We start from the raw sequence: 23,519 nt of genomic DNA on the forward strand, positions 1-23,519 counted from the left end.
CGCGGCCGTCTCTATTTCTCGCCCTTGATGGCCAGGGCCTGTTCGAGTTCGTCGCGGATGGCGTCCGCGCCGGACTTCCGGTAGTCCGCGACGGCATCGTCCCAGGAGTTGAGATCGGCGCGGCCCAGCTGGATGTCCTTGGTGATGGAGTCCATCCGGGTGTCGAGGATCTTGCCCTTGGTCGACTGGGTCGGCGAGTACAGACCGTACGTCGGCGACAGGATCGCCGTCGGCAGCACCGTCTTCAGATGGCCGTACAGGTTGTCGACCGCGTCGGCATGACCCGGGAAGTACGCCGGGTAGGGCCCGTCGGACAGGTACTGGATCGGGAACTCCCCGAGGCACACCTCGCTGCCGCCGTCCTTGGTCAGCACCGGATCGGTCCCGTCCAGCGTGTAGTGCCGCCCGGGCAGGCCGAACTTGCGGAACAGGTACTCCTCGGTGCCGAACGGCGCGGCCATCCAGTTCAGCATCCGGAGCAGCAGCTTCGTCCGCTCGGGTGGGCCCGGCCTGATCGCGGCGATCGAGTTGTTCGGCGAACCGAGCAGTACCCGCCCGACCTTGCCGCCGTCGGCACGCGGTACCGGGATCGAGATGTTGAAGTCCTGGTCCGTGGCCCGCCGGTAGAAGCTCTGGATCGACGAGTAGGTGTCCTGCGTCATCACCGCCGACCCCTGGGTGAACCAGACCTTCTGGTTGTTCTTCGCGACCCCGTCCGGATGGATCACGCCGTCGACCACCATCTGCCGGGTGATCGCCAGCATCTCCTTGTGCTCCGGCAGTTCCCGGCTGTGCACCAGCTTGCCGTCGCGCACCTCCCAGCCGTTGGGCAGGCCGAGCATCGCGCTCACCGCGGCGGTCGGCGGCACCGCGAAGCCCCACCGGTTCTTCTTGCCGTCGGTGACCGCCTTCGCCACCTTCTGCAATTCGGCGACGGTCGGCGACCCGAGCTCGACGCCGAGCTTGTCGAGCAGGTCCTGGCGGGCCAGCAACGTGTTCGACGACATCACGCCGCGCTGGATCGGCACGGCCCGGATACCGCCGGAGAACACGCAGCCCCGCCAGGACGCCTCGGGGGCGTTGGCCAGGAACGGGTACTCGAGGATCGCGTCGCCGGACAGAAACTCGGTCAGGTCTTGCGCCCGCGCCTCCAGGAACTGCGGCAGGTACGCGAACGACCCGTCCACGTTGAACACGTCACCCAAGGTGTCACCGGCAACCGACGTGGCGAACTTGTTGACGTAGTCGGTCGCCGCCGTGATGGTCAGGTCCAGCGGCGACCCGAGCCGCCGGTTCAGTTCCTGCCAGTACTTGTTGCGATCGGCCGTCGGCGGAATCGGGTTCGACGTCAGCGTCGTTCCCGACACGTCGCTCCCGTCGCCCGGCGCCGCGCTGGTCACCTTCTGCGGATGGGCCGGGAACCGGTAGAAGCAGTCCGGCATCAACGGATGGCTCCGCGGCAGGTCCGGCTTCGGCCCGTCGAACCGTTTGTACGTCGGCAACGCGACCGGCTTGTTCAAGGCGGCGATGTCGGTCGAGCGGGTCACTGTCGAGCACCCGCTCAGTCCGACCGCGGCCGCGGCCAGCGATCCACCGAGAAGTGTCCTTCTGCTGAGGGTCATCCCTTCACCGCCCCGGTCAGCATGCCCTTGGCGAAGTGCCGTTGCAGGAACGGGTACACGATCAGGATCGGGACGAGCGACACCACCAGGATCGCCATCTGGATCGATTCCTGCGGCGGCAGCTGATCGGCCGCCGCGCCACCGAGATCACCGCTGCTGAGCTCGGTGTTGTTGATCACGTACGTCCGCAGCACCAGCTGCAACGGCCACTTCGCGGTGTCGCTGATGTAGAGCATCGCGTTGAAGAACGCGTTCCAGTACCCGACCGCGTAGAACAGCCCGACGACCGCGAGCACCGCCCGGGACAGCGGCAGCACGATCGACCAGAAGATCCGGAAGTCGCCGGCGCCGTCGATCCGGGCCGAGTCCAGAACCGAGTCCGGGATGCCCATGAAGAACGAGCGGAGCACGATCACGTTGAAGCCGCTGATCGCCGTCGGCAGGATCAGCGCCAGCAGCGAGTCGAGCAGCCCGAACTGCTTCACCACCAGGTAGTTCGGGATCAGGCCCGGGCTGAACAGGATGCTGAACAGCACGATCATCAGGATCGGCCGCTGCCCGAACGAGCCCGGCCGGCTCAGCGAGTACGCCAGCATCGTCGACCCGGCGAGACTGATCAGCGTGCCGCCGACGGCGATCACGACGCTCACCATCAGCGCCCGCTGCACCACTCCACCGTTGAAGATCGCCTTGTACGCGCTCAGGTTGAACGTGTCCGGCCACAGCACGAACCCACCAGAGTTCGTGACGTGTTCCTGGCTGGCGATGCTGGTCGAGATCACCCCGAGGAACGGGACGACGACGACCGCGCAGCAGACCAGCAGTACGACCGTCTTGAGTACCCGCGACGACATCGCCGGTCCGTCGTCGATGCCTTTCTGGATCGTGCTCATTTCTGGTACACCCCCGCCTCACCGAAGATGTGCGCGATCTTGTTGGCGCCAACCACCAGGACGACGGCAACAAGTCCCTTCACCAACCCGACCGCGGCCGACACACCCCATTGGCCTGCCAGTACGCCGTTGTTGTAGACGTACGTGTCGAGTACTTCGCTCGCCGGTCTGCCGACCAGGTTCTGCTGCAGGATGATCTGCTCGAAGCCGACGGTCAGCGAGTCGCCCAGCCGCAGGATCAGCAGCAGGATGATCAGCCCGCGGATGCCCGGCACGGTGACGTGCCACAACTGCCGCCAGCGCGACGCCCCGTCCACCCGGGCCGCCTCGTACAGCCCGGGATCGATCTGGGTCAGCGCGGCCAGGAACAGGATCGTCCCCCAGCCGGTGTCCTTCCAGATCACCTGGCTGGTCAGCAGCGCGATGAAGCTGTCCGGGTTGCCGAGGAAGTCGATCGTGCCCATCCCGTGCGAGCGCAGGAAGTTGTTGATCATTCCGCTGCCGCCGAGGAGCTGCTGGAAGATCGCGATCACGATCACCCAGGACAGGAAGTGCGGCAGGTACAGCACCGACTGCACGATCCGCTTGATCCGCTCCGACAGCAGGCTGTTCAGCACCAGCGCCAGGGCGATCGGCGCCGGGAACACGAAGACGACCTGCACCAGGGTGATCAGCAGCGTGTTCTTGAGCGCGTTGAGGAACTCCGCGTCGCCGTTGAAGATGACCGCGAAGTTGTCCAGGCCGACCCACGCGCTCCGGCCGAACGGGACGAACGGCAGGTACTCCTGGAAGGCGATCAGGTTCCCCAGCAGGGGCAGGTAGTGGAACGCCAGCAACAGGACCAGCCCGGGCAGGGCCATCAGCAGCAGGACCTTGTCCCGCCGGGCCCGCGCCCACCAGGACAGCGAACTGCTGCCCGGGCGGGACGCGGACCTACTCTCCGTAGCGCCCGGCGGTCCGGAACCGGTTACGCCGGACGGGTCGCCCACCGTGCTCCGTGTGGTTTGCGGGCTGAGGACTCCATCTGTTCGAGCCACGCGACACTCCCAAGGTCGTTGTCGTCGCTCCCTCGCTGGAGAGCGCTTTCCGTTCTCCTGTGTTCGACAATGTCGCGTCTTGGGGGTTCGTGCAGCTTCGCCCGGAGTGTCTTTACGGAATCATGGCTTTTCGTACGGGAAGGACGGCAGTACGCCGATCTGGTCGTACCGCATCCGGGAGTCGTCGAAGCCGCCCTCCCAGCTGACGTTGGCGAACGTGTCGCAGGGTCCGGCCGACGGCCCGTGGTACGGGTCGCTCTCGGTGTTCGTCACCTTGATGTCGGAGAACGCGAACCCGCAGCCGCCGAAGTCCATGTGCACGCCGTACGGCTTCGCGTCCGGCATCGACGGGTCCGCGTTCGCGTCGTCGATGATCAGCTGCGAGACCTCGGCGTCCGGCGTGTACGGCGGCTCGTTGCGGACGCCGTACGCGTAGAACGGGCCGGTGTCCCCGCTGTCCTGGGCCAGGTGCGACAGCCGGACGTACTTGACGGAGTTCCCGCCGGTGTAGTTGTCCGCGTTCGGGATCTCCGGCCGGGACTCGATGCTGATGCCGTACCGGGCGCCGTGCTCGACGACCGTGTGGCTGATCTCGTTGCCGCCGCTGTTCATGATCTCGACACCGGCCGAGTCGCCCGGCACCAGCTCGCCGAGGTGGTGGATGTAGTTGTCGGTGAACGTGTTGCCATGAGCAACATCGCCTTCGCCGGGATAGCCACCCTCGACCTTGATGCCGTCGTTGCCGACGTGTTCGATCAGGCTGTCCGAGACCGTGGTCTTCTCGTTCGCGAACAGCAGCTCGATCGCGGTGAACCCGGTCTGCTGGATGTGCAGCCTGGTCAGCTTGACGCCACGGGTGTTGGTCAGCGTGATCGCGCCCCACCGGTTCCGCGGCATCTCGATCTGGGTGTCGTACTTCGGGTACTTGTGCTTGACGCCCGAGTCGCCGGTCCCGTTCCAGCCGTACCGGTACCAGTCCATGAAGTCGGTGTGCTGGATGGTCAGGCCGTCGAGGGTCAGGTTCTCCACCCGGCGGGTGGCGGACGCGCCCTCGATCGAGAACACCTGCGTCTGCGTCGGCCGGAACACCTTGACGCCGTCCATGGTGCCGCCGGCCGGCTTGTAGTACAGCGTCTTCGCCGGGTAGTCCAGGTAGTACTCACCGGCCTGGTCGAGCAGGCTGAGCGAGTTCTGGACGTAGTACCGCGAGCCGCCGCCGGAGTTAATGAACCCGTACCGCGCCGGGTAGACCAGCGTGGTCCGCTTCTTGGTGAAGTTGATGTCGAGCATCGGGATCGTGTCGGTGAACCACGACCACGAGCCGCCCGACCACACCGTCACCTGCGCCGGCCACGACGTACCGAGCCGAAGATCCCACGACGGGTCGATGTCGCCGGTGTTGAACCCGAGCTGGTCGTGCACCGCCTCCTTGGTCGGGTCGAACAGGATCGACCGCAGGTACGGCGCCCACTTGTCGTCGGACTCCTTGTTCGGGTAGCGCGCCGTCGTGGCACGCTTCCCCTCGGCGTACAGGCTGTAGAACGGCTGGTCCACGTCGACGGGCGCCTTGAAGATGCCGTCCTTGTACGGCGTCCAGCCGGTCACCTCCTGCCCCGCCTCGAAGACTGCCTTGCCCGGGCCGTCGACGCTGCGATACGTCACGCCGGAGTCCCGGTCGTCGAACGTGATCGTCTTGTCGACCTGGTACGTGCCGGCCTTCAGGTTCACCACCGGCGTACATCCGGCGCTCCTGTGAAGGCGCAGCGTGTCCCGCGCGTGCTCAACCGTCTTCCACGGCTTCCGCTGCGTACCGGCCGCCGAGTCGCTCCCGCTCGGCGACACCCAGTACGACGTACAGCCCGGCCCGGCCGGGGCGGCGGCTCGCGCCGCCACCCCGCCGCCGAGGACGAGCGCCGGAAGGGCGAGCCCGGCGATGACTCCGGTGATCAGTCTCATCCTCGTCACCGGCCCGCGACGTCGTACGGGAAGCTGGGCAGTACGCCGATCTTGTCGTACTCCATCTTCGACGCGTCGAAGCCCGTGTCCCAGTCGGCGTTGGTCACCTGGTTGCACTGGTAGGACTGGTACTTCTGGTCGGTCACCTTGCCCACCTGGACGTTGCTGAAGGCAAACCCACACCCGCCGGCGTCCATGTGCACGCCACGTGTGCCACCCGCGTCAGGCATCGACGGGTCGGGGATGACGTCGCCGATCACCATCTGGTCGACGGAGTTCTGGATCGGGTGCGGCTCCTGGTTGTCCACGCCGTAGGTGTAGAACGCCCCCATGTCGCCGCTGTCCAGGCCCATCTCCTCGAGCTTGATGTACTTGAACGTGTTGCCGTTCGCGTACTGGTCGCCGTCGGTCACCTCCGGCCGCGACTCCAGGCTGATGCCGTAGCGGGCGCTGTGCTTCACCTCGACATTCGTCACCGTGTTGTTGCCCGTGTCCATCAACTCGATGCCCGAGGCATCACCCGGCACCAGCTCGCCGATGTGGTCGATGAACACGTTGGAGATCGTGTGATGGTTGCTCAGGTCACCTTCACCCGGCCAGCCGCCCTCGACCTTGATGCCGTCGGCACCGATGTTCTCCAGCAGGCTGTCGGTGATCTTGGTGTGGTCGTTGGCGAACAACAGGTAGATGCCGGTGAATCCGGTGTCGGACAGGTGCAACCGGCTCAGGTCGATTCCACTCGTGTTGGTCAGCGTGATCGCACCGAACCGGTTCCGCGGCATCTCGATCTGCCGGTCGTACTCCGGGTACTTGTGCTCCACTCCAGCGTCGCCGCCGGCCACCCAGCCGTTGCGGTACCAGCTGACGAAGTCGGAGTACTGCACGCCCAGACCGTCGAACGTGACGTCGTGCAGCCGGTCCTGCGGTGAGGAGCCGGCCAGGTTGAGCACAGTCTTCACGGTCGGCCGCAGTACCTTGACGCCGTCCATCGTGCCGCCGCGTGGCTTGTAGTAGACCTCACCGGCCTTGTAGTCGAGGTAGTACTCCCCCGGCTGGTCCAGGAAGCTGAGTGAGTTCTGGAAGAAGTACCGCGAGCCGCCGTTGCTGTTGACCATGGCGTAGCGGGTCCAGTACTTCAGCGTGGTCTGCGTCTTCTTGAAGTTGGTGTCCAGCAACGGGATCGTGTCGGTGAACCACGACCACGAGCCACCGGACCAGATCGTCACCGACGCCTGGCTCATGTCCCAGCTCGGGTCCCAGTCGCCCGGGTTGCCGTAGAGCCAGTTGTGGACGTCCATCTTGTCCTCTTCGTAGAGAACAGAGCGCAGGTACGGCGACCACTGCTCGTCGCTGCCACGGTTCGGGTACCGGGCGTTGGTCGCGCGGGTGCCGTCCTCGAAGAGTGTGTAGAACGGCTTCGAGGCGTCCACCTTGGCCTTGTAGATGCCGTCCTTGTACGGCTCCCAGCCGGTGATCTCCTCGGCGCCCTCGAGGTTCGCCTTGCCGGGACCGTCCACGCTGCGGTAGACGACCCGGTGGCCGTTCTTCCCGGAGTCGCGCTGGTCGAGGTCGACGGTCGAGGAGACCGGGTAGTCGCCGGCCTTCAGGTTGACGGTGATGTCGCAGTTCATCCGGTCGTTGAGGTGCTTGTTCCGGATCTCGTCACGGGCCCGGGTGATCGTCTTCCACGGGCTCTTCTCGGTGCCTTTGGCGGCGTCGTTGCCATCGGTCGCGACCCAGAAGTTGTCGCACTTGGCCGCACCGGCAGGCTGGGCGTTGAAGTTGATGGCGGCGACCGCCACCAGGGCAGCGGCGACCACCCCGGCGCCGACGCTGAGCGTCGTACGCCTGGTTGTTTTGGACATGTTGGGCGGGGTCCTCTCTCGGAGGGATCAGTCGCTGGCGTTGCCGTTCTGCGTGGCGCGCCAGCGCTCGTACTCGAGACGGGTCTTCTCGGTCAGGGGGTAGTAGTCACGCAGTGGGGCGCCTTCGTCGATACGGCGCCGGCTGAACTTCTCCCACGCGTCGTGCGCGGCAGCCGCCTCGACGACCGCCTCCGCACGGCGCCGGGGTACGACGACCGCGCCGTCGTCGTCGGCGAGCACCAGGTCCCCCGGCAGCGTCAGTACGCCGCCGACCGCCACCGGGACGTTGTACGCCCACGGGAACAGCTCGGACTGGGACGCGTAGTGCGGGGTGGCTCCGGTGGACCAGATCGGGACGTCGAGCTCCGACACCCGGGGCACGTCGCGGATCCGGCCGTCGACGACGATGCCGGCGCCGCCGCGGAGCTTGAAGTAGCGGACCAGCATGTCGCCGAAGCAGCCGGTGGTGTGGCTGCCGTACGCCTGGACCACCAGCACGTCACCGGGCTGGATCTCGTCGAGCACGGCCCACAGCGCAGTACTGCGCTCGATGTACTCCTGGGACTGGCCGTCGGCGATGTCCTCACGCTGTGGCATGAACTGCAGGGTCAGCGCGCGGCCGACGATCTTCTTGCCGGGGAACATGCTGGTCGGACCGTCGACGAAGGTCCGGCGGATGCCCTGGTTGTGCAGCCGGGCGCAGGCGGTGGCCGACCCGATCTCGGACAACCGCGCCACCAGCTCGGGATCCGGCGCCGGCGGGGTGTCGCCGCGCACCGGCAGGTCCCAGACCGGGGTCACCGGAGCTTGTTCCGTGCTGCTCATATGTCTCCTCAGTAGACTTATTGGCCAAGCGCCAGGTGACCGGCGCGATAGGTGTTTCTGGTCAGCCGCAGATCGAGCCGGATGGTCCGGCCGGGCGGCATCGTCACTTCGAGTCTGTTGCTGCCGACAACGACAGTGCGGCTGCCAGGCGTGGGTGGAGTCGAGGTGTAGGCGGGGGACGGACCTGGGTACTCCCCCGTCGCGGTGGAGACGGTCGCCTCGTCGATCCGGTCGGTGCCGAAGCTGCCGGCCTGGACGACAACACGACGGGTCTGGGTGGCGGATAGATTGACCAGCTGCAGGCCAGTGCGGTCCGGTTCGACGGTGTCGACCAGTGCGGCGACGTCGGGCGGCAGTCCGGGCCGTCCGCGGTCCGGGTCGAGGTACAGGATTCTCAACGGCAACAGGCCGCCGTTGTAGAGCAGTTGTGGCGTACCGGTGGTCAACTGCAGCAGGGCTTCGGTCGCCACTGGGTTGTGGCGTTGCCAATGGTGGATGTTCAGGTCGGCCGGGTCGACGGTATCGACGGCCATCAGGTCCATCCGGCGTTGCACCTGGGACAGTGCGACGCCCAGCATCGCCTCCGGGTAGCCAGGGTTGTCGCCGGCCAGGTAGGCGAGCCATGGCGCCTCGTGGCCGGCGTCCTCCTTGTTGCGGAAGTCGCGGACGGTCCGCCAGTCGTAGCCGCTGCGTTCGCGCAGGTTGGTCAGCCGGTCGCGGTCGTCCGACTCGAACGCGGCCTGCCACAACCACATCGGCAGTCCGAGCTGCGGCGGCTGGTAGTCGAACCAGCCGTCGTCGTTGTGCCGGTTCGGGATCAGCAGGGTCGGGTTCGCGCAGTCCTCGCCGAGCTCGGCCTGCCAGCGGTCCCGGATGCTCATCTCGGTCTCGTCGACCGCACCGCTGACGCCACGCTCGTACAGGTGGTCGAGCAGCTGACGAGCGAAGTCCAGTCGCTTCGAGTCACCTGTGAGTACGACGCCGTTCAACGCTGCGACACATGCGGCCGAGCCGACGCTGTAGACACCGTGCGGCCAGTTCCAGCCGTACGTGCCGCCGTACCAGCGTCCGTCGTGGAGCTCGCCGACGATGCCGTTCGGGCCGACGTTGTCGGGCAGCAGGCCTCCGTTCGCCTTGGCCCGCTCCTCCCACGCGTCCAGGTACTCCAGGGTCCACGCGGCGAAGCGGTCGCTGTGGTCGTAGAGCCAGGCGTTCGCGGTCAGCGTGGTCGCGGCCAGGTTGACCGCGGTGTCACCAGCACCGAGTCGGCGGATCATCTCCGCGCCCATCAGGTCCGCGTTCGCCGGATCACGCAGGTCGTCCCAGCTCGTGATCCCTGGTACGCCGGACAGCGGCAGGCCGAAGATCCGCATCTTGGCCTGGTCCGCGCCGTACGTGCGCCACTCGTCGTTGATGCCCCACCGCGGGCCGCCGGCGCCGTTGTGCGGCGCGCGGATGGTGCGGGTGGCGGGGTCGTAGTTGCCGGCCGGTGAGCCCGGTAGGTAGAGCTCGGCGAAGCGGTATGCACGTTCGCGGAACACCTCGTCGGTCGGGTCGGCGGCGCACAGGGAGTAGAAGAAGATCATCGACTCGCCGATGTGGAACCAGTCGTACCCGCGCTCGAACTCGCCGACCAGGAAGCCCAGATCGGTGAGCTGGCGGGTGACGCCTTCCCAGTGCCACTTGCAGACGTCGATCAGGTCGTCCGCGCCGCCGAGTTGGTAGAGCACCGGCCAGTTCACGAACGCTTCGTAGAAGTCGTCCGCGCCGTCCCGGCTCTGCACCGGGCCGGCGTACCGCAGGCTGCCGTCAGGCCGGCAGTAGCGTTCGCGGAACAGCCACCAGCCCTCGTCCATCACGTCGAAGAGGCGGCGCTGCATGATCGCCCAGGCCGGGGGTGTGCCGATGGGCGTCTCGGCAACGATCGGTCGGTTCGTCATCCCTTGGTCGCTCCCGCGGTCAGGCCGCTGATCACGTGCCGCTGGAGCAGCACGAAGACCACCAGCAACGGAGCCACCGCGAGCAGCAGCGTCGGGAAGACCACCGTGTAGTCCGTGGAGTACTGGCTCACGGCGGCGTACACGCCGGTCGTCACGGTGTAGAGGCCGCTGCCCGGACCGAGGATGATCTGCGGGTTCACGAAGTCGTTCCACACCGAGAACGTGTTCAGGATGACCATCGTCACCACGGCCGGCTTCATCAGCGGGAACACGATCGACCAGAACACCCGGTGCTTGCCGGCGCCGTCCACCGCGGCCGCCTCGTCCAGGCTGGCGGGGATCGTCATGATGTACCCGGCGTACAGGAAGATCGAGAACGGCAGCGTCAGCGTCGTCTCGAACAGGACGAAGCCGGGGATCGTGCCCATCAGCCCGAGGAACTTCAGCGTGTAGACGACCGGGATCACCAGCACCTGGCTGGGGATGAACGTCCCGCCGACGAAGAGCAGCAGCAGCATCCGGTACCGGCGTTCGCTGCGGCGCGCGATCACGTACGAGACCGGGCCGGCCAGCGCCACGGACAGCACGTTGACCGACACCACGAACAGGATCGTGACGGCGTACCCCTTCAGGATGTTGAAGTCCGGGTTCGTCGCCGCCTTCTTCAGGTACTCCGTGGTGAGCTGGTCCGGCGAGAGCGAGAAGGGATGCGCCAGGATGTCCTGCTGCGACTTGAACGCGCTGACCACCAGCAGGTACATCGGCACCAGCATCAGCACGGTCGTGACGACCAGGAACGCGATCCGTCCCCAGCCCTTCGTCCTCGGCTGCTTCAGCTGCAGCGTCGCCAACCGCGGCATCCGGAGCGCACTCATGCCTGCACCCCCTGGTCCGCACGCGCTCGCAGCCGGGCGACGGTGAGAGCGAGCCCTGCGGTGATGACCATCAGTACGACGCTCTGCGCCGAGCCGAACCCGAGCGCGTTGTTGTGGAACGAGTCCCACAGGATCAGGTACGCCGCCGTCTGCGTCGACCCGGCCGGGCCGCCACCGGTCAGCGACACGACCAGGTCGTACGTCTTGAGCAGTGTCACCAGCGACAGCACGAGGTTGACCGTGACGACCGGTGCGAGGGCGGGCAGCGTGACGTTGAAGAACGTCTGCCTGGGCGATGCACCGTCGATCCGCGCGGCCTCCAGCAGGTCCCGCGAGACGGTCTGCAGGCCGGCCAGGTACAGGACGACGTTCACGCCGAATCCAGCCCACACCAGTACGCCGATCAGGCTGGCGAGCGCCCAGTTCGGGTCGGACAGGAACGGCAGCACCTCAGCGCCCTTCGACGTGAGCCATCCGTTCACGACACCCGATGTACCGAGCACTGCGCTCCAGAGGAAGCCGACGACCAGTGCGCTCAGCACGTGCGGATAGAACAGCACGATGCGGAAGAACGCGTTCAGCCGAGAGGCGGCGTTCACCAGCAGAGCGAAGCCGAGCCCCAGCACGCTGAGCAGGACAGTGCCCACCGCAGCGATCAGCAGCGTCACCCAGCCGGCCCGGATCGCCTCGGCGCTGTGCGTCAGGTTGACGTAGTTCTTCAGTCCGACGAATGCCGGGTTGGCGCTGTAGCCGTCCCAGTCGGTCAGGCTGAGGTACAGCGACAGACAGACCGGGATCACCAGCATGACGACGAACAGCACCAGGGCGGGGCCGACCATACTGATGGTCGTCAGACGGGCTCTCACGATTTCGAGCCCATCCAGCTGTCGATGCGGGTGGCGACGTCCTTCGCGCTCTTCCCCGTGTAGAGGCTCTGGACTGCCTTGTTCCACTCGCCGTTGAAGCCCTGCGGCAGCGTGTTCGCGCCGTACCCCTCACCCTGGGCCACCTGCTTCGGCGCCTGGTCGAGGATGTCCTGCACCTGCTTGCCGAGCGGCGTCAGCTTGTCGGTGTAACCCGTGCGGAAGTTGCCGTCCTGCTGCAGCTGGCTCTGTACGGCGGTCTTGTCCGTGACCAGCCACTGCACCAGCTTCACCGCGAGATCACGCTGCTTGGTCGACTTCAGGACCATGTACGGCGCCGCCATCGTGACGCCTTGCGGACCGGGAGACGGCTGCCCCGCGGCTGTGGGGGCCGCGAACACGCCCAGGTCGAACTTCGGCTTGGCGTCGTCGGCGGTCCGGACGAACCAGCTGCCCATGACGTACATCGCGGCCTTGCCGGACAGGAAGTTCGTCTGGGCGCCGACGTCCTTCAGACCCAGTGCGTTCTTGTCGACGTACCCGCTCTTGATCCAGGACTCGTAGCGCTGCAGCAGCGGCAGCATGGTGTCGCCGAGCTTCAGCTGCTTGGAGTTGATCTGCTGGTACCAGTCCGGGTGCTCGGTGGCGACCGACGGGTCACTCAGCTGCAGCAACTGCAGTCCGGTCACGTAGTCGCCGGCTGTCTGCAGTGGCAGGTAGCCCGCGGTCTTCAGCTTGCCCATGGCCGCGGTCAGCTCGTCCAGGTCCTTGGGTGGGGCGCTGATCCCGGCCTTGGCGAACGCGTCCTTGTTGTAGAACACCAGCGACTGCGCCTGCTGGCCGACACCGACCGTGTACACCTTGCCGTCCAGCGCGGCCTGCTGCACCAGTGGCGTGTCCTTGGTCCACGCCTCGGCGGTCAGGTCGAGCATCTGCGGCGCCAGCACCTTGTCGGCCATCAGCGTCTCGACGACATCCGGCGCGTTGCCGGCCGCGAGCAGCTGCGGCAACGTGTCCTTCACGCCGGAACCGCTCGGCGCCTCGATCTTCACGTCGACACCCGGGTTGGCGTCCTCGAAGGGCTTGACCAGGCCCTCCCAGTAGCTCTTGGTCAGGTTGGGAGTGATGTTGACCAGCATCCGCACTTCGCCGGTGCCGCCGCCGGCAGCACCCTTGTCGTCGCTGAAGCCGCCGCCGCAGCCCGCCGCGCTCACCAGGATCGCGACGGACGTCAGCAGACCGAGCCTGCGCAAAACCTTGGGCGGTTGGGAACGAGCCATTTCCGGGTCCTCCTCGGATCGTCCCGGCGTCGGGGGCGGCCGGGCGTCGTTATCGAGTGACGATGCAGAGGACTACGCTCAAGTGTCAACGTATAAACGGCAAAGTGGACGTTCCGAGTCAGAAGTCCGTGCCATATAGGGTTGGCAGAACGGTGTGAACGGGGTCACTATGCAGCCATGCCCGATGCCGGAAGACCCAAGTCGCCGCTGACGCTGTCGACGGCCGAGCGGTCCGCGCTCAGCCAGATCGCCGCCGCGCCGCGGACCTCCGACGCGATGCGGCTGCGGGCCCGGATCGTGCTGGCCAGCGCTGAGGGCCGCTCGAACAAGGCGGTCGCGGACCTGCTCGAGGTCACCGCCGGCACGGTCGGCAAGTGGCGGCGCCGGTTCCTCCGGATGGGGATGGCCGGGCTGGACGACGGCATGCGCAGCGGGCGGCCGCGGATGGTGGACCGGGTGCAATTAGGCGCCGCATCGATGGCCGATTCCGGACATCGCACCTCCACCCGCGAGCTCGCCACGGCGTACGGCGTCTCACAGTCGACGGTCTCGCGCCGCCGCCGGGAGGAGGCGCAGCACTACCGCTCCGCTGGGCTGTCCCTGGGCGCGGCTCACCCGTCGCCGCCGATCTCCGGTGACACCGAGTTACTGTCCGACCGGGTCTACGACGCGATCCGCGGCTGGATCCTGTCCGGCGAGCTCGCGCCGGGCATGCGGGTGGTCGAGTCCGAGATCGCGCGAGTGCTCGGGACCAGCCAGACGCCGGCGCGAGAGGCCGTACGACGATTGGCGCACGAAGGACTGGTCACGTACCGGCCCCGGCTGGGGAACTTCGTCACGGAGATCTCGCAGGTCGAGGCCCGAGAGGCGCGGGAGGTCCGCGTACTGCTGGAGTCGGCCGCGGCCCGGCGTGCGACCGGGCACGTGCCGCCGGAGGAGCTGGAGCTGCTGCGGATCGAGATGCAGCGGATGACCGAGGCAGCCGAGCACCACGACATTGGTGCGTTCCGCGAGGCCGACCTGCGGTTCCATCGCCAGGTGCTGGCCACCAGCGGCAACTCGATGCTGCTCCGCGTCTGGCGCACCCTCGAACCGGCCCTCTGGAGCCTCCAGGTCGTCTCCAACGCCATGTACGCCGGCGACTGGGGCTTGATGGCCCGCCGCCACCTGGACCTGATCGACGTCCTCTCCGGCACCGACCCCGAGGACTCCGCCCGCCTCTTCGCCGCCCACGCCCGAGGCGAAAGCTCCATCACCAGACCAGCCGTGCACCATGCCTGATCGACCAACTGCCGCTCGCGGGCAGCACCTCCTCGATGCACACGTGCATGTCTGGGACCTTCGGCGCCGATCGCTGCCGTGGCTCGGCCCGCATCATCCGCTCCGTCGCGACTTCGCCCTCGACGACCTCGCCGACCCAGCCGACCCAGGCGGCGCAGGCGGCGCAGGCGGCGCAGGCGGCGGCCTGGTTGAGCTGGTGCTCGTCCAAGCCGACTCCGACCCGACCGAGGTTGGCGACCTGCTGGCCCTGGCCGAGCGGAACCCAGCTGTGGTCGGTGTTGTCGGGTGGTTCGATCTGCTCGACTTTCCGGACCGGTTGCCTGACGACCCGTGGCTGGTCGGCGTGCGTAGTCCGCCGGCGGACCAGACCGACCCGGACCTGCTGACTGACCCCGCCCACGTTCGCGGGGTGCGGGCCGCCGCCGACGCCGGCCTCGCCATCGACCTCCTACTCCGCCCACCCGCCCTGATCGGCGCCGCCCGGCTCGCGTCCGCCGTACCCGACGCCCGCCTGGTGCTCGACCACCTCGGCAACCCGACGACTCCCACTCCGGACTGGCTCGCGGGCATGCGCGCACTCGCCGAGTGCCCGAACGTCACCGTCAAGCTCTCCGGCACCGCCCACCTCGCGACCGACGACCTCCGCGCACTGGTCGACGTCGCCCTCGAACTCTTCGGCAGTCAACGGTTGCTGTTCGGCTCGGACTGGCCGGTGTGCACGCTCGCCGCCGGCCGCGCCGAGGTCGTCCGCCGTACCGAAGCACTGCTGCCGACCGCCACGCACAACGACGTGTTCCGTGGCACCGCCCAGCGCATCTACCGCCCCAGGGAGACCGCCCCATGACCCAATACACCCGCCGTCAGGTGTTGAGAACCGCCGGCGCCGCGGCCGGCACCGCAGTCGTCGCCGGCTCACTCACCAGCCCGCTCACCGCGACCGCCGCACCCGGCACCAACCCGCTGAAACTTTGGTATACCGAACCCGCCACCGAATGGCTCCAGGCTCTTGCCATCGGCAACGGCCGCCTCGGCGCCATGGTGTTCGGCGGAACCGCGACCGAACAACTCCAGCTGAACGAGGACTCGATCTGGGCCGGCGGCCCGCACCAGTACGACGACCCGGTCGGCAAGGACGTACTCCCGGAGATCCGCCGCCTGATCGCCGCCGAGCAGTACCTCGACGCGCAGAACCTCGCCGACGAGCACTTCATGGGCCGTCCGACCGAGCAGATGCAGTACCAGCCGGTCGGCTACCTTTCGCTGGCCTTCCCCGGGATCGACGCCGCCGCGGTCACGGCGTACCGGCGTGAGCTCGACCTGACGACGGCGATCACGTCGGTCGGCTACGAGCACGCCGGCATTCGCTACACCCGGGAGGTGTTCGTCAGCCACCCCGCGCAGGTCCTGGTGATGCGGCTGACGGCGGACCAGCGCGGTGCGCTCACCTTCGATGCGACGTACAGCACGGAACAGGCCGCGACGCCCGCCCGGTTCGACGAGCGGACGCTCGCACTCAACGGGATCAGCGGTGACGCCGAAGGACTGACCGGCTCGGTCAAGTTCACCGCGCTGCTCCGGGCGTTCGCCGAGGGCGGCAGCACGACGGTTGCCGACGGCAAGCTCTCGGTCGCCGGCGCGGACGCGGTCACGCTGCTGTTCTCGGTCGGCACCAGCTACCGCAACTACCTCGATGTCAGCGCGGACCAGGTGGCACGCGCGGTCGCGCCGCTGACGGCCGTCGGCCGCCCGGCGTACGGACGCCTCCGCCACGAGCACGTCGACGACTACCAGCGCCTGTTCGGCCGGCTCGACCTGGATCTGGGTACGTCGGACTCGATCGCGCTGCCGACCGACCAGCGCATCGCGGCGTTCCGCAACGGCGGCGATCCCCAACTGGCCGCGCTGTACTACCAGTTCGGCCGATACCTGCTGATCTCGAGCTCCCGCACTCCGGGCCAGCCGGCCAACCTGCAGGGCATCTGGAGCTACAAGATGCTGCCCGAGTGGCAGTCCAAGTTCACGCTGAACATCAACTGCGAGATGAACTACTGGCCGGCTGGTCCGACCAACCTGGCCGAGTGCTGGGATCCGCTGTTCCAGATGATCACCGAGCTCGCCGAGTCGGGCGCCCGGACCGCCAGCACCATGTACGACGCTCCTGGTTGGGTGGCGCACCACAACACCGATGGTTGGCGCGGTACTGCGCCTGTGGACTTCGCCTTCTACGGAGTCTGGCCGAGTGGTGGCGCGTGGCTGTCGCTGCTGTTCTGGGAGCGGTACGAGTACACCGGCGACCTGGACATGCTGCGGCGGTACTACCCGATCCTGCGCGGGTCGGTGGAGTTCTTCCTGGACCAGCTGCAGACCGACGCGAAGACGGGGTGGCTGGTGACCAGCCCGTCGCACTCCCCCGAGGTGAAGCACCACGACTACGACGGCACCGGTGTGAGCATGTGCGCCGGTCCGACGATGGACACCGAGATCCTGCACGACCTGTTCAAGGTGTTCGGCCAGGCCGCCGCGCTGCTGGGTGAGGACTCCGCGATGGCCGCTGCGGCGGCGGACGCGCGATCCAAGCTGGCGCCGATCCAGATCGGGTACCTCGGTCAGATCCAGGAGTGGCTGATCGACTGGGAGGAGGCCGCCCTGGAGACGAGCCGACATGTCTCGCACCTGTGGGCCGTGTTCCCGAGCGACCAGGTGACTCCCCGCAGTACGCCGGAGCTCGCCGACGCGGCCCGCAAGTCGCTGGAGCTGCGTGGTCCGGCCGTCACCGCTGGTTGGTCGCTCGCCTGGAAGCTGAACCTCCGCGCCCGGTTGCTCGAGCCGGACAACGCGTACAAGCACCTGACACAGCTACTGGCACCTGGCCGGACGGCGCCGAACCTGTTCGACCTGCATCCGCCGTTCCAGATCGACGGCAACTTCGGTGGGATCTCCGGCATCACCGAGATGATCATGCAGAGCCACTCCGGTGAGGTAGCGCTGCTGCCCTCCCTGCCGACGGCGTTCCCGACGGGGAGCGTGCGTGGACTGCGGGCGCGCGGTGGCTTCGACCTGGAGTTCTCCTGGTCGGACGGGAAGCTGACGAAAGCCCGGATCCGTTCACTGCTCGGGAACCGGCTGCGGTTGCGGTCCGGTCTGCAGGTCGATGTGAAGTCGTCGGCCGGTCCGGTGGCGTTCGCTCGCCCGGAGGACGGCGTGGTCGAGTTCCGTACGCGTCGTGGCGTCGACTACTTCATCGAGGTGCGGTCGTGATCGCGCTTCGACTGACACTGCCCTTGCTCATGACCCTGTTCGCACTTCCTCCTGCTGCTGGTGCGTCTGCACCCGGTATGACGACGGCCTGGCACGACGGTGCGCTGCGCGCCGACACGGCCGGGTTGGTCTCCCGGTCCGACCTCGTGCAGGAGGGCCCGGCGTGGCGTACGTACCAGGCCATGCCGCTCGGGAACGGCGTACTCGGCGCGGCGGTCTGGGCCGAGAAGGGCTACAGCGCTCAGCTCAACCGCGTCGACACATTCCCTGACCTCAAGTCCGCCGGGCGCCTCGTCGTACCCGGCCTGGATCCGCTCATGCGTTCGTCCGACTACAAGGGCCGGCTGGCTCTGTACGACGGTCAGCTCGTGCAGAGCGGTGGTGGCATGACTGCGCGATCGTATGTGCGGGCTGACGCCGATCAGTTCGTACTGGAAGTCACCGGTGCGGATCCGGCCAAGCTGCAGACCGCCGACCTGAAGCTGTGGGCAGGTCGTACGCCGGCTGTCAGCGCTGCCGGTGGGGTTGCTGCGTTGGCTGAGACGTTCCATGACGCTGCGTCCGGCAGTATTACCGGCGCGGTGGCTGCGTTGACTGCGCAGGCCCAGGGCGTCACCGCGTCCGTGGTGGATCCGCTGACGGTGCGGTTGACGTTCCGGCCGCGTGCGGACGGGAGTTTCCGGATCGTGGTCGGCGTACCGTCGTACCGCGGTGGCGAGCTGCGCACTGCTGCTCGCCGGGCCGTCGTGGAGACGCCGAGTCACCACCTGCAGTGGTGGCACTCGTTCTGGGCCAAGGCTGACCCGATGCGGATCACGTCGACGGACGGCTCCGGCTCCGGTGAATACGTCGAGAACCTGCGGACATTCCAGCTGTACACGATGGCCGCGTCGATGCGCGGCGACGTGCCCAGTACCCACGGCGCGGTCGTACGGATGTTCTCCTCTTCGGAGGACCAGGCCGACTGGGCACAGGACTCGTACTGGCACTTCAACCTGCGCATGCTGGTGTCCGCGAACCTCGGTGCGGGCATCGGCGACCTCAATGCGCCGTACTTCAAGTTCTATCTGGACCGGGCCGAGCTGATGCGCGAGTGGACCCGCACGCATTGGATCGGCGGCGAGGGCCTCTGTGTGCCGGAGTTCATGCGGTACGACGGCACCGGTGACGGCTGCGACAACACCCAGGAGCCCAGCTGGACTCGGCGGATCCTGACCAGCGGGCCGGAGCTGGTGAACAACATCTGGGAGCAGTACCGCTACACCGGCGACAAGGCGCTACTGAACCGCAGCTACCCGTTGATGCGGGACGTGGCGCGGTTCTACCTGTCCGCGCTGACGCCCGGTGCGGATGGTTACCTGCATCTGGAGCACGTGAACGCGCTGGAGGTGCAGTGGGACACCAGCGACCCGGTGCCGGACCTGGCTGCGATGCAGGTGATCTTCCCGATCGTGGCTGACCTGGCTTCGTCGCACGGTGATGCAGCCCTGGCCTCGCAGCTTCGTGCGGCAGTGGGCAAGCTACCGCCGTACCGGACCGTCCAGCGTGGTGGCGAGGAGGTGCTGGCGTGGTCCGGTACCGACGAGGAGGCGCACAACACGCAGAACCCGGAGATGGAGGCCCTCTGGCCGTGGGGCGTGTTCGACAAGTCGTCTGCCTTGATGCAGGCGACGTTCCGCCAGCGCGTGTACCCGCAGGACAAGGACTGGGGTATGGACACCACCTGGGCCGCGCGGCTCGGGCAGTCCGACGAGGTGAAACGCCTGTTGTTGAAGGGGATCGCCGACTTCCAGATCTACCCGAACGGCTTCACCGTCCACCGCACCGGTCAGGAGGCGGTACGCAACCACAGCTTCTACAACGAGTGGGGTGGCGTGGTGACGACCGGCCTGCAGGAGGCGCTGGTGCAGTCGTACGACGGCGTCGTACACGTCGCGCCGGCGTGGCCGCGTGACTGGGACGTGTCCGGGTCGGTCCAGATCGAGGGTGGTCACCGGATCAGCACGGAGGTGCACGACGGCGTACCAAACGTCGTCGGGATCCAGGCGGGCAGCCGCGACACGCTCAAACTGAGCAACCCATGGCCTGGCCAGTCTGTGCGGGTCGTGGACTCCCACGGTCATGTGGTCGTCGCACCGACCACGGCTGATGTCTTGACGCTGACGACCAACTCCGGCGCCTCGTACACCATGGAGCGGGTCGCCGCGCCCCTGTCGTCGTTCGCCTTCGCGCCGCTGCCCGGTCAGCCGGCCGGCGCGGTCAAGACGCTCGGCAACCGCGTGCTGGGTATCCAGCGCAGCGAACCGCCGTTGGAGAGCGACCTCGTCACGGTTGAGGCACCCGAGAAGCTCAACAACCTGGTCAAGGCGCAGACCGGTGCCTCGACGTACGTGGACCGCAGCTACACGATCACGGACCTACCGGCGCAGCTCAACGGTCAGGCCCTCGTCCAAGGCGCCAACGACGACTCCAAGGCAACCACCCCACCCGACTACCTCACCCTGAACCTCACCCGCCCGGCGACCGTCTACGTAGCCTTCGACCCGCGCGGCGAGAACGTTTGGTGGCCGGACTGGCTCTCCACCTTCACCCGCACCACCGAAACCATAGGCACCACCGACCAACGCCTGATCCTCTTCAAACGCGACGTCCCCGCCGGCAAACTCGCCCTCGGACCCAACTCCGGCGTCGAAGACAAGGGCAACTCCACCTACGTCACCTTTGTGGTACCACGCTGAGCATGTACAACCACGAACCCGACGGCTACGACTGCCCGTTCTGCCGGCTGGCCGCCGGGCTCGGCGACGCCCTCACCACGCAGCACGACATCGTGCTGCGTGGTGAGCACGCCTTGGCCTTCGTAGCCTCCCGCTGGTGGCCCAACAACCCCGGCCACGTCCTCGTAGTGCCAACCGCCCACCACGAGAACCTCTACGACCTCCCGCCCACCTCCGGCCACGCCGTACACGACCTGGTCCGCGAAGTAGCCATCGCCATCCGCTCCACCTACAACTGCGCCGGCACCTCCACCCGCCAGCACAACGAACCCGCCGGCCACCAGGACGCGTGGCACTACCACGTCCACGTCTTCCCCCGTTACCCCAACGACAACCTGTACACGACCCGCCACCTCCCCAACCCAGCCACTCCGGCCCAGCGCGAGCCCTACATCAACCGCCTGACCAACTACTTCGACAACACCTGAGTACGTCGATCCCACCCGCCGAACCAGCCCCTCGGCACCCGCAGGCACGTACCCGCCCACCGGGCAACTCGCGCACCGGCACCGGCGGCGGCACCGGCGGCGGCACAGGCGGCGGCATCGGCGTCGGCGTCCGCATCGGCGGCGGCATCGGCGTCGGCGTCCGCATCGGCGGCGGCATCGGCGTCGGCGTCCGCATCGGCGGCGGCATCGGCGTCGGCATCGGCGTCGGCATCGGCGTCGGCGGCACAGGCGTCGGCATCGGCGTCGGCGGCACAGGCGTCGGCATCGGCGTCGGCGTCCGCATCGGCGTCCGCATCGGCGTCGTCGGCATCGGCGGCGGCCGCGGCCGCGGCATCGGCGGCGGCATCGGCGTCGGCATCGGCGTCGGCATCGGCGTCCGCATCGGCGTCGTCGGCGTCGTCGGCATCGGCGTCGTCGGCGGCATCGGCGTCCGCATCGGCGTCGGCGGCATCGGCGTCGGCGGCATCGGCGTCGTCGGCGTCGTCGGCGGCATCGTCGGCGGCATCGTCGGCGGCATCGTCGTCGGCATCGTCGTCGGCATCGGCGTCGGCATCGGCGTCGGCATCGGCGTCCGCATCGGCGTCGTCGGCGTCGTCGGCATCGGCGTCGTCGGCGGCATCGGCAAGCTCATCCGCGGGTCATGGCAGTCCTAGACAGTGATCCGCGACGGCCTTACTGCCAACGCTCATACCTCAGCCCTGGGAGCGCCGCGTCCGGGCTGGTCTCAGCCAGCCCGTGATCGCGGCAGACTCAGATCGTCGCGAAGGAGGGTGGATCGGCGCCGGCGCCACCCGGTGGACAATCGCCCCACAGCGCGAAGCGTGCTGCTTCCTGACGCGTCGCATCGTCGGCCAACCACCATTCTCCGGACTGGACGCTTGCCCCTGCCCCTACCGATACTCCAGCCTCGCCGCCACCGTCGACCGGCGCCGAAGGCCGACCTGCGGGCGGGGCTGTAGAAGGCGCTGCGGGCAGGGCTGTGCCTTCACATGCGGCCGCTCTGGGTGTGGGTGGCTCTGATGCGGTGGTTGGCGGGGTGGTTGGCGGGGTGGTTGGCGGGGTGGTTGGCGGGGTGGTTGGCGGGGTGGTTGGCGGGGTGGTTGGCGGGGTGGTTGGCGGGGTGGTTGGTGGGGTGGGGGCTTGTCGGTTGAGGGGTGGGGGGTCGGCCCACGGTGGGCGGGCTACGTGGACGCGGCCGTTGGCGATGGTGAGGGTCCAGCGGCCGGCGTGCAGGTCTACGTGGTGGCGGCGGCAGAGGAGGGCCAGATTTGAGAGCTTGGTCTCGCCGCCGTCGAGCCAGGACAGCAGGTGGTGGGCGTCGCACATGATCGGAGGGGCGCCGCACACGACGCAGCCTCGGTCGCGAGTGTTGAGGGCGCGACGCATGGCCCGGGTGACGAGGCGTTCGGAGCGGCCGACGTCCAGAGGCTCGGAGTTGGAGCCCAGGACGATTGGGATGACCTTCGCATCGCATGCAAGCCGTCGGATCGCAGCTGCGGACAGCCCGTTGCCGTACACCAGGTCGCCGAGCGCGTCTGACGCAGCCGACTTCAGATCCTGCAGGTCAATGGTCACAGTGATGTTCGCCTTGGCGCCGAAGCCCGGCACCCAACCAGCCGTCCTGTCCCCAGTCTGACCATCGGCCTTCGGCACACCAGAGCCTCCGCCCGGCGCGGCGCCGGTGTCCCAGGCTGTGGCGGCTACGGCCAGGGCAGTCGTGAGGGCGTCTGCTTGGCGCTTTTCGCGGGGGCGGGGGTCCGGCTCGCCGTCGATGGTTTTGTGGGGGCGGGCGCCGGCGCGTACGACAGCGCGGAGGAGCTCGGCGTTCTCGTTTGCGAGATAGCCCTTGAATTTCACGCCGTTCTCCGCGGTGGTCAGCGTCAACGACTCCCGTTCGTAGGCCTTCTGCTCGTCGGGCTCGGGGCCGTCGGAGTCCAGCAGGTCGCAGATCTTCTGGGCTGCCGCACGGAGTTCCTTGGGTGAGAGGTGGCCGGCCAAGGTGACCAACTGTTCCTCTGCCACGTCGAGGTCCTCGACCGGCACCCTCGAGCGAACTCGCTCCAACGCAGCCACGATCACCGCGGCGTGCGCCGGCCGCATCAACCGGACCCCGACTGCACCACCATCCGCTCCACCATCCGCTCCACCTGCTGCGCCGGCCAGGTCAGTCGCATCCGCGAGCTCGCCTACGTCCGCAGGATCGGCCGTGCCGACACCATCCGCGGGATCGGCCGCATCGAGATCGGCGGCAGCGTGTGGGGTCGCGGTGGGGATGCCTTCGTTCAGGGCGGTGGCGATCGCGTTGTACTTCGGTAAGGCGCGGGCGAGGCGGACGTCGCGCCAGGCTTCGGCCCGGTCGAGACGGTAGCGGAGCGCGAGTAGCTCGACTGCGTCGCGGGCGCCGAGCTGTTGCGCGTACCCTGTGTCCTCGATGCCCGCGACAACCTGTAGACGGAAGCTCTGCAGCTGGGTCAGCGCAGCATCCAACGCGTCGAGAGTCGACAGCATTTCGCTGCCGCTCATCGACCACACCGGTCGCGCCTCCAGTAGCTCCATGACCACAACAGTAGCCATGCCCTCCGACAGTTTTCAAAGCCG

The 23,519-nt window shown here is 67.8% G+C and carries 16 protein-coding genes; 5 read left to right on the forward strand and 11 right to left on the reverse strand.

Annotation, left to right across the window (positions count from 1 at the left end; genetic code table 11):
* Positions 1 to 11: 11 nt before the first annotated feature.
* The 10 genes from ACIA58_RS40140 to ACIA58_RS40185 form a co-directional block, all read right to left on the reverse strand.
* Complete coding sequence (locus ACIA58_RS40140) at positions 12 to 1,622, reverse strand: extracellular solute-binding protein (RefSeq protein ID WP_396409117.1); 1,611 nt, start codon at positions 1,620 to 1,622, stop codon at positions 12 to 14.
* Positions 1,619 to 2,515 (reverse strand): carbohydrate ABC transporter permease, encoded by an 897-nt coding sequence (locus tag ACIA58_RS40145; protein WP_396409118.1) that lies wholly within the window; start codon positions 2,513 to 2,515, stop codon positions 1,619 to 1,621. The genes ACIA58_RS40140 and ACIA58_RS40145 overlap by 4 nt, the downstream gene beginning before the upstream one ends.
* Positions 2,512 to 3,552: an ABC transporter permease gene (locus ACIA58_RS40150; protein WP_396409119.1), complete on the reverse strand. Its 1,041-nt coding sequence runs from the start codon at positions 3,550 to 3,552 to the stop codon at positions 2,512 to 2,514. Before ACIA58_RS40150 ends, ACIA58_RS40145 begins: the two co-directional genes overlap by 4 nt.
* Positions 3,553 to 3,672: 120 nt before the next feature.
* Positions 3,673 to 5,508, reverse strand: a complete 1,836-nt coding sequence (locus tag ACIA58_RS40155; protein WP_396409120.1) for a right-handed parallel beta-helix repeat-containing protein — start codon at positions 5,506 to 5,508, stop codon at positions 3,673 to 3,675.
* Between the two features lie 5 nt (positions 5,509 to 5,513).
* The gene (locus ACIA58_RS40160; protein ID WP_396409121.1) at positions 5,514 to 7,373 is read right to left on the reverse strand and encodes a right-handed parallel beta-helix repeat-containing protein; all 1,860 of its coding nucleotides are present in this window, start codon (positions 7,371 to 7,373) and stop codon (positions 5,514 to 5,516) included.
* Between the two features lie 27 nt (positions 7,374 to 7,400).
* Positions 7,401 to 8,198, reverse strand: a complete 798-nt coding sequence (locus tag ACIA58_RS40165; protein WP_396409122.1) for a hypothetical protein — start codon at positions 8,196 to 8,198, stop codon at positions 7,401 to 7,403.
* A gap of 17 nt (positions 8,199 to 8,215) precedes the next feature.
* Positions 8,216 to 10,138, reverse strand: coding sequence for a hypothetical protein (locus tag ACIA58_RS40170; protein ID WP_396409123.1), 1,923 nt, complete (start codon positions 10,136 to 10,138; stop codon positions 8,216 to 8,218).
* Positions 10,135 to 11,013 (reverse strand): carbohydrate ABC transporter permease, encoded by an 879-nt coding sequence (locus ACIA58_RS40175; protein ID WP_396409124.1) that lies wholly within the window; start codon positions 11,011 to 11,013, stop codon positions 10,135 to 10,137. Before ACIA58_RS40175 ends, ACIA58_RS40170 begins: the two co-directional genes overlap by 4 nt.
* A complete protein-coding gene (locus ACIA58_RS40180; protein WP_396409125.1) occupies positions 11,010 to 11,879 on the reverse strand; it encodes a carbohydrate ABC transporter permease in 870 nt (289 codons plus the stop codon). Before ACIA58_RS40180 ends, ACIA58_RS40175 begins: the two co-directional genes overlap by 4 nt.
* Positions 11,876 to 13,156, reverse strand: coding sequence for an ABC transporter substrate-binding protein (locus tag ACIA58_RS40185; protein ID WP_396409126.1), 1,281 nt, complete (start codon positions 13,154 to 13,156; stop codon positions 11,876 to 11,878). Before ACIA58_RS40185 ends, ACIA58_RS40180 begins: the two co-directional genes overlap by 4 nt.
* Positions 13,157 to 13,333: 177 nt before the next feature.
* Here ACIA58_RS40185 and ACIA58_RS40190 point away from each other — a divergent pair, with 177 nt between their 5' ends.
* The 5 genes from ACIA58_RS40190 to ACIA58_RS40210 are packed head-to-tail and all read left to right on the forward strand — an operon-like array spanning position 13,334 to position 20,900.
* Positions 13,334 to 14,437: an FCD domain-containing protein gene (locus tag ACIA58_RS40190; protein ID WP_396409127.1), complete on the forward strand. Its 1,104-nt coding sequence runs from the start codon at positions 13,334 to 13,336 to the stop codon at positions 14,435 to 14,437.
* Positions 14,430 to 15,281, forward strand: a complete 852-nt coding sequence (locus ACIA58_RS40195) for an amidohydrolase family protein (RefSeq protein WP_396409128.1) — start codon at positions 14,430 to 14,432, stop codon at positions 15,279 to 15,281. The genes ACIA58_RS40190 and ACIA58_RS40195 overlap by 8 nt, the downstream gene beginning before the upstream one ends.
* On the forward strand, positions 15,278 to 17,695 hold the full coding sequence (locus ACIA58_RS40200) for a glycosyl hydrolase family 95 catalytic domain-containing protein (protein WP_396409129.1): 2,418 nt from the start codon (positions 15,278 to 15,280) through the stop codon (positions 17,693 to 17,695). Before ACIA58_RS40195 ends, ACIA58_RS40200 begins: the two co-directional genes overlap by 4 nt.
* The gene (locus ACIA58_RS40205; protein ID WP_396409130.1) at positions 17,692 to 20,433 is read left to right on the forward strand and encodes a glycosyl hydrolase family 95 catalytic domain-containing protein; all 2,742 of its coding nucleotides are present in this window, start codon (positions 17,692 to 17,694) and stop codon (positions 20,431 to 20,433) included. The genes ACIA58_RS40200 and ACIA58_RS40205 overlap by 4 nt, the downstream gene beginning before the upstream one ends.
* Before the next feature lie 2 nt (positions 20,434 to 20,435).
* Positions 20,436 to 20,900, forward strand: a complete 465-nt coding sequence (locus tag ACIA58_RS40210; protein WP_396409131.1) for an HIT family protein — start codon at positions 20,436 to 20,438, stop codon at positions 20,898 to 20,900.
* 771 nt (positions 20,901 to 21,671) lie between these two features.
* Here ACIA58_RS40210 and ACIA58_RS40215 read toward each other — a convergent pair.
* Positions 21,672 to 23,477, reverse strand: coding sequence for a DUF222 domain-containing protein (locus tag ACIA58_RS40215; protein ID WP_396409132.1), 1,806 nt, complete (start codon positions 23,475 to 23,477; stop codon positions 21,672 to 21,674).
* Between the last annotated feature and the right edge of the window lie 42 nt (positions 23,478 to 23,519).

It is taken from the genome of Kribbella sp. NPDC051586 (assembly GCF_044453965.1).
Classification (GTDB): Bacteria; Actinomycetota; Actinomycetes; order Propionibacteriales; family Kribbellaceae; genus Kribbella.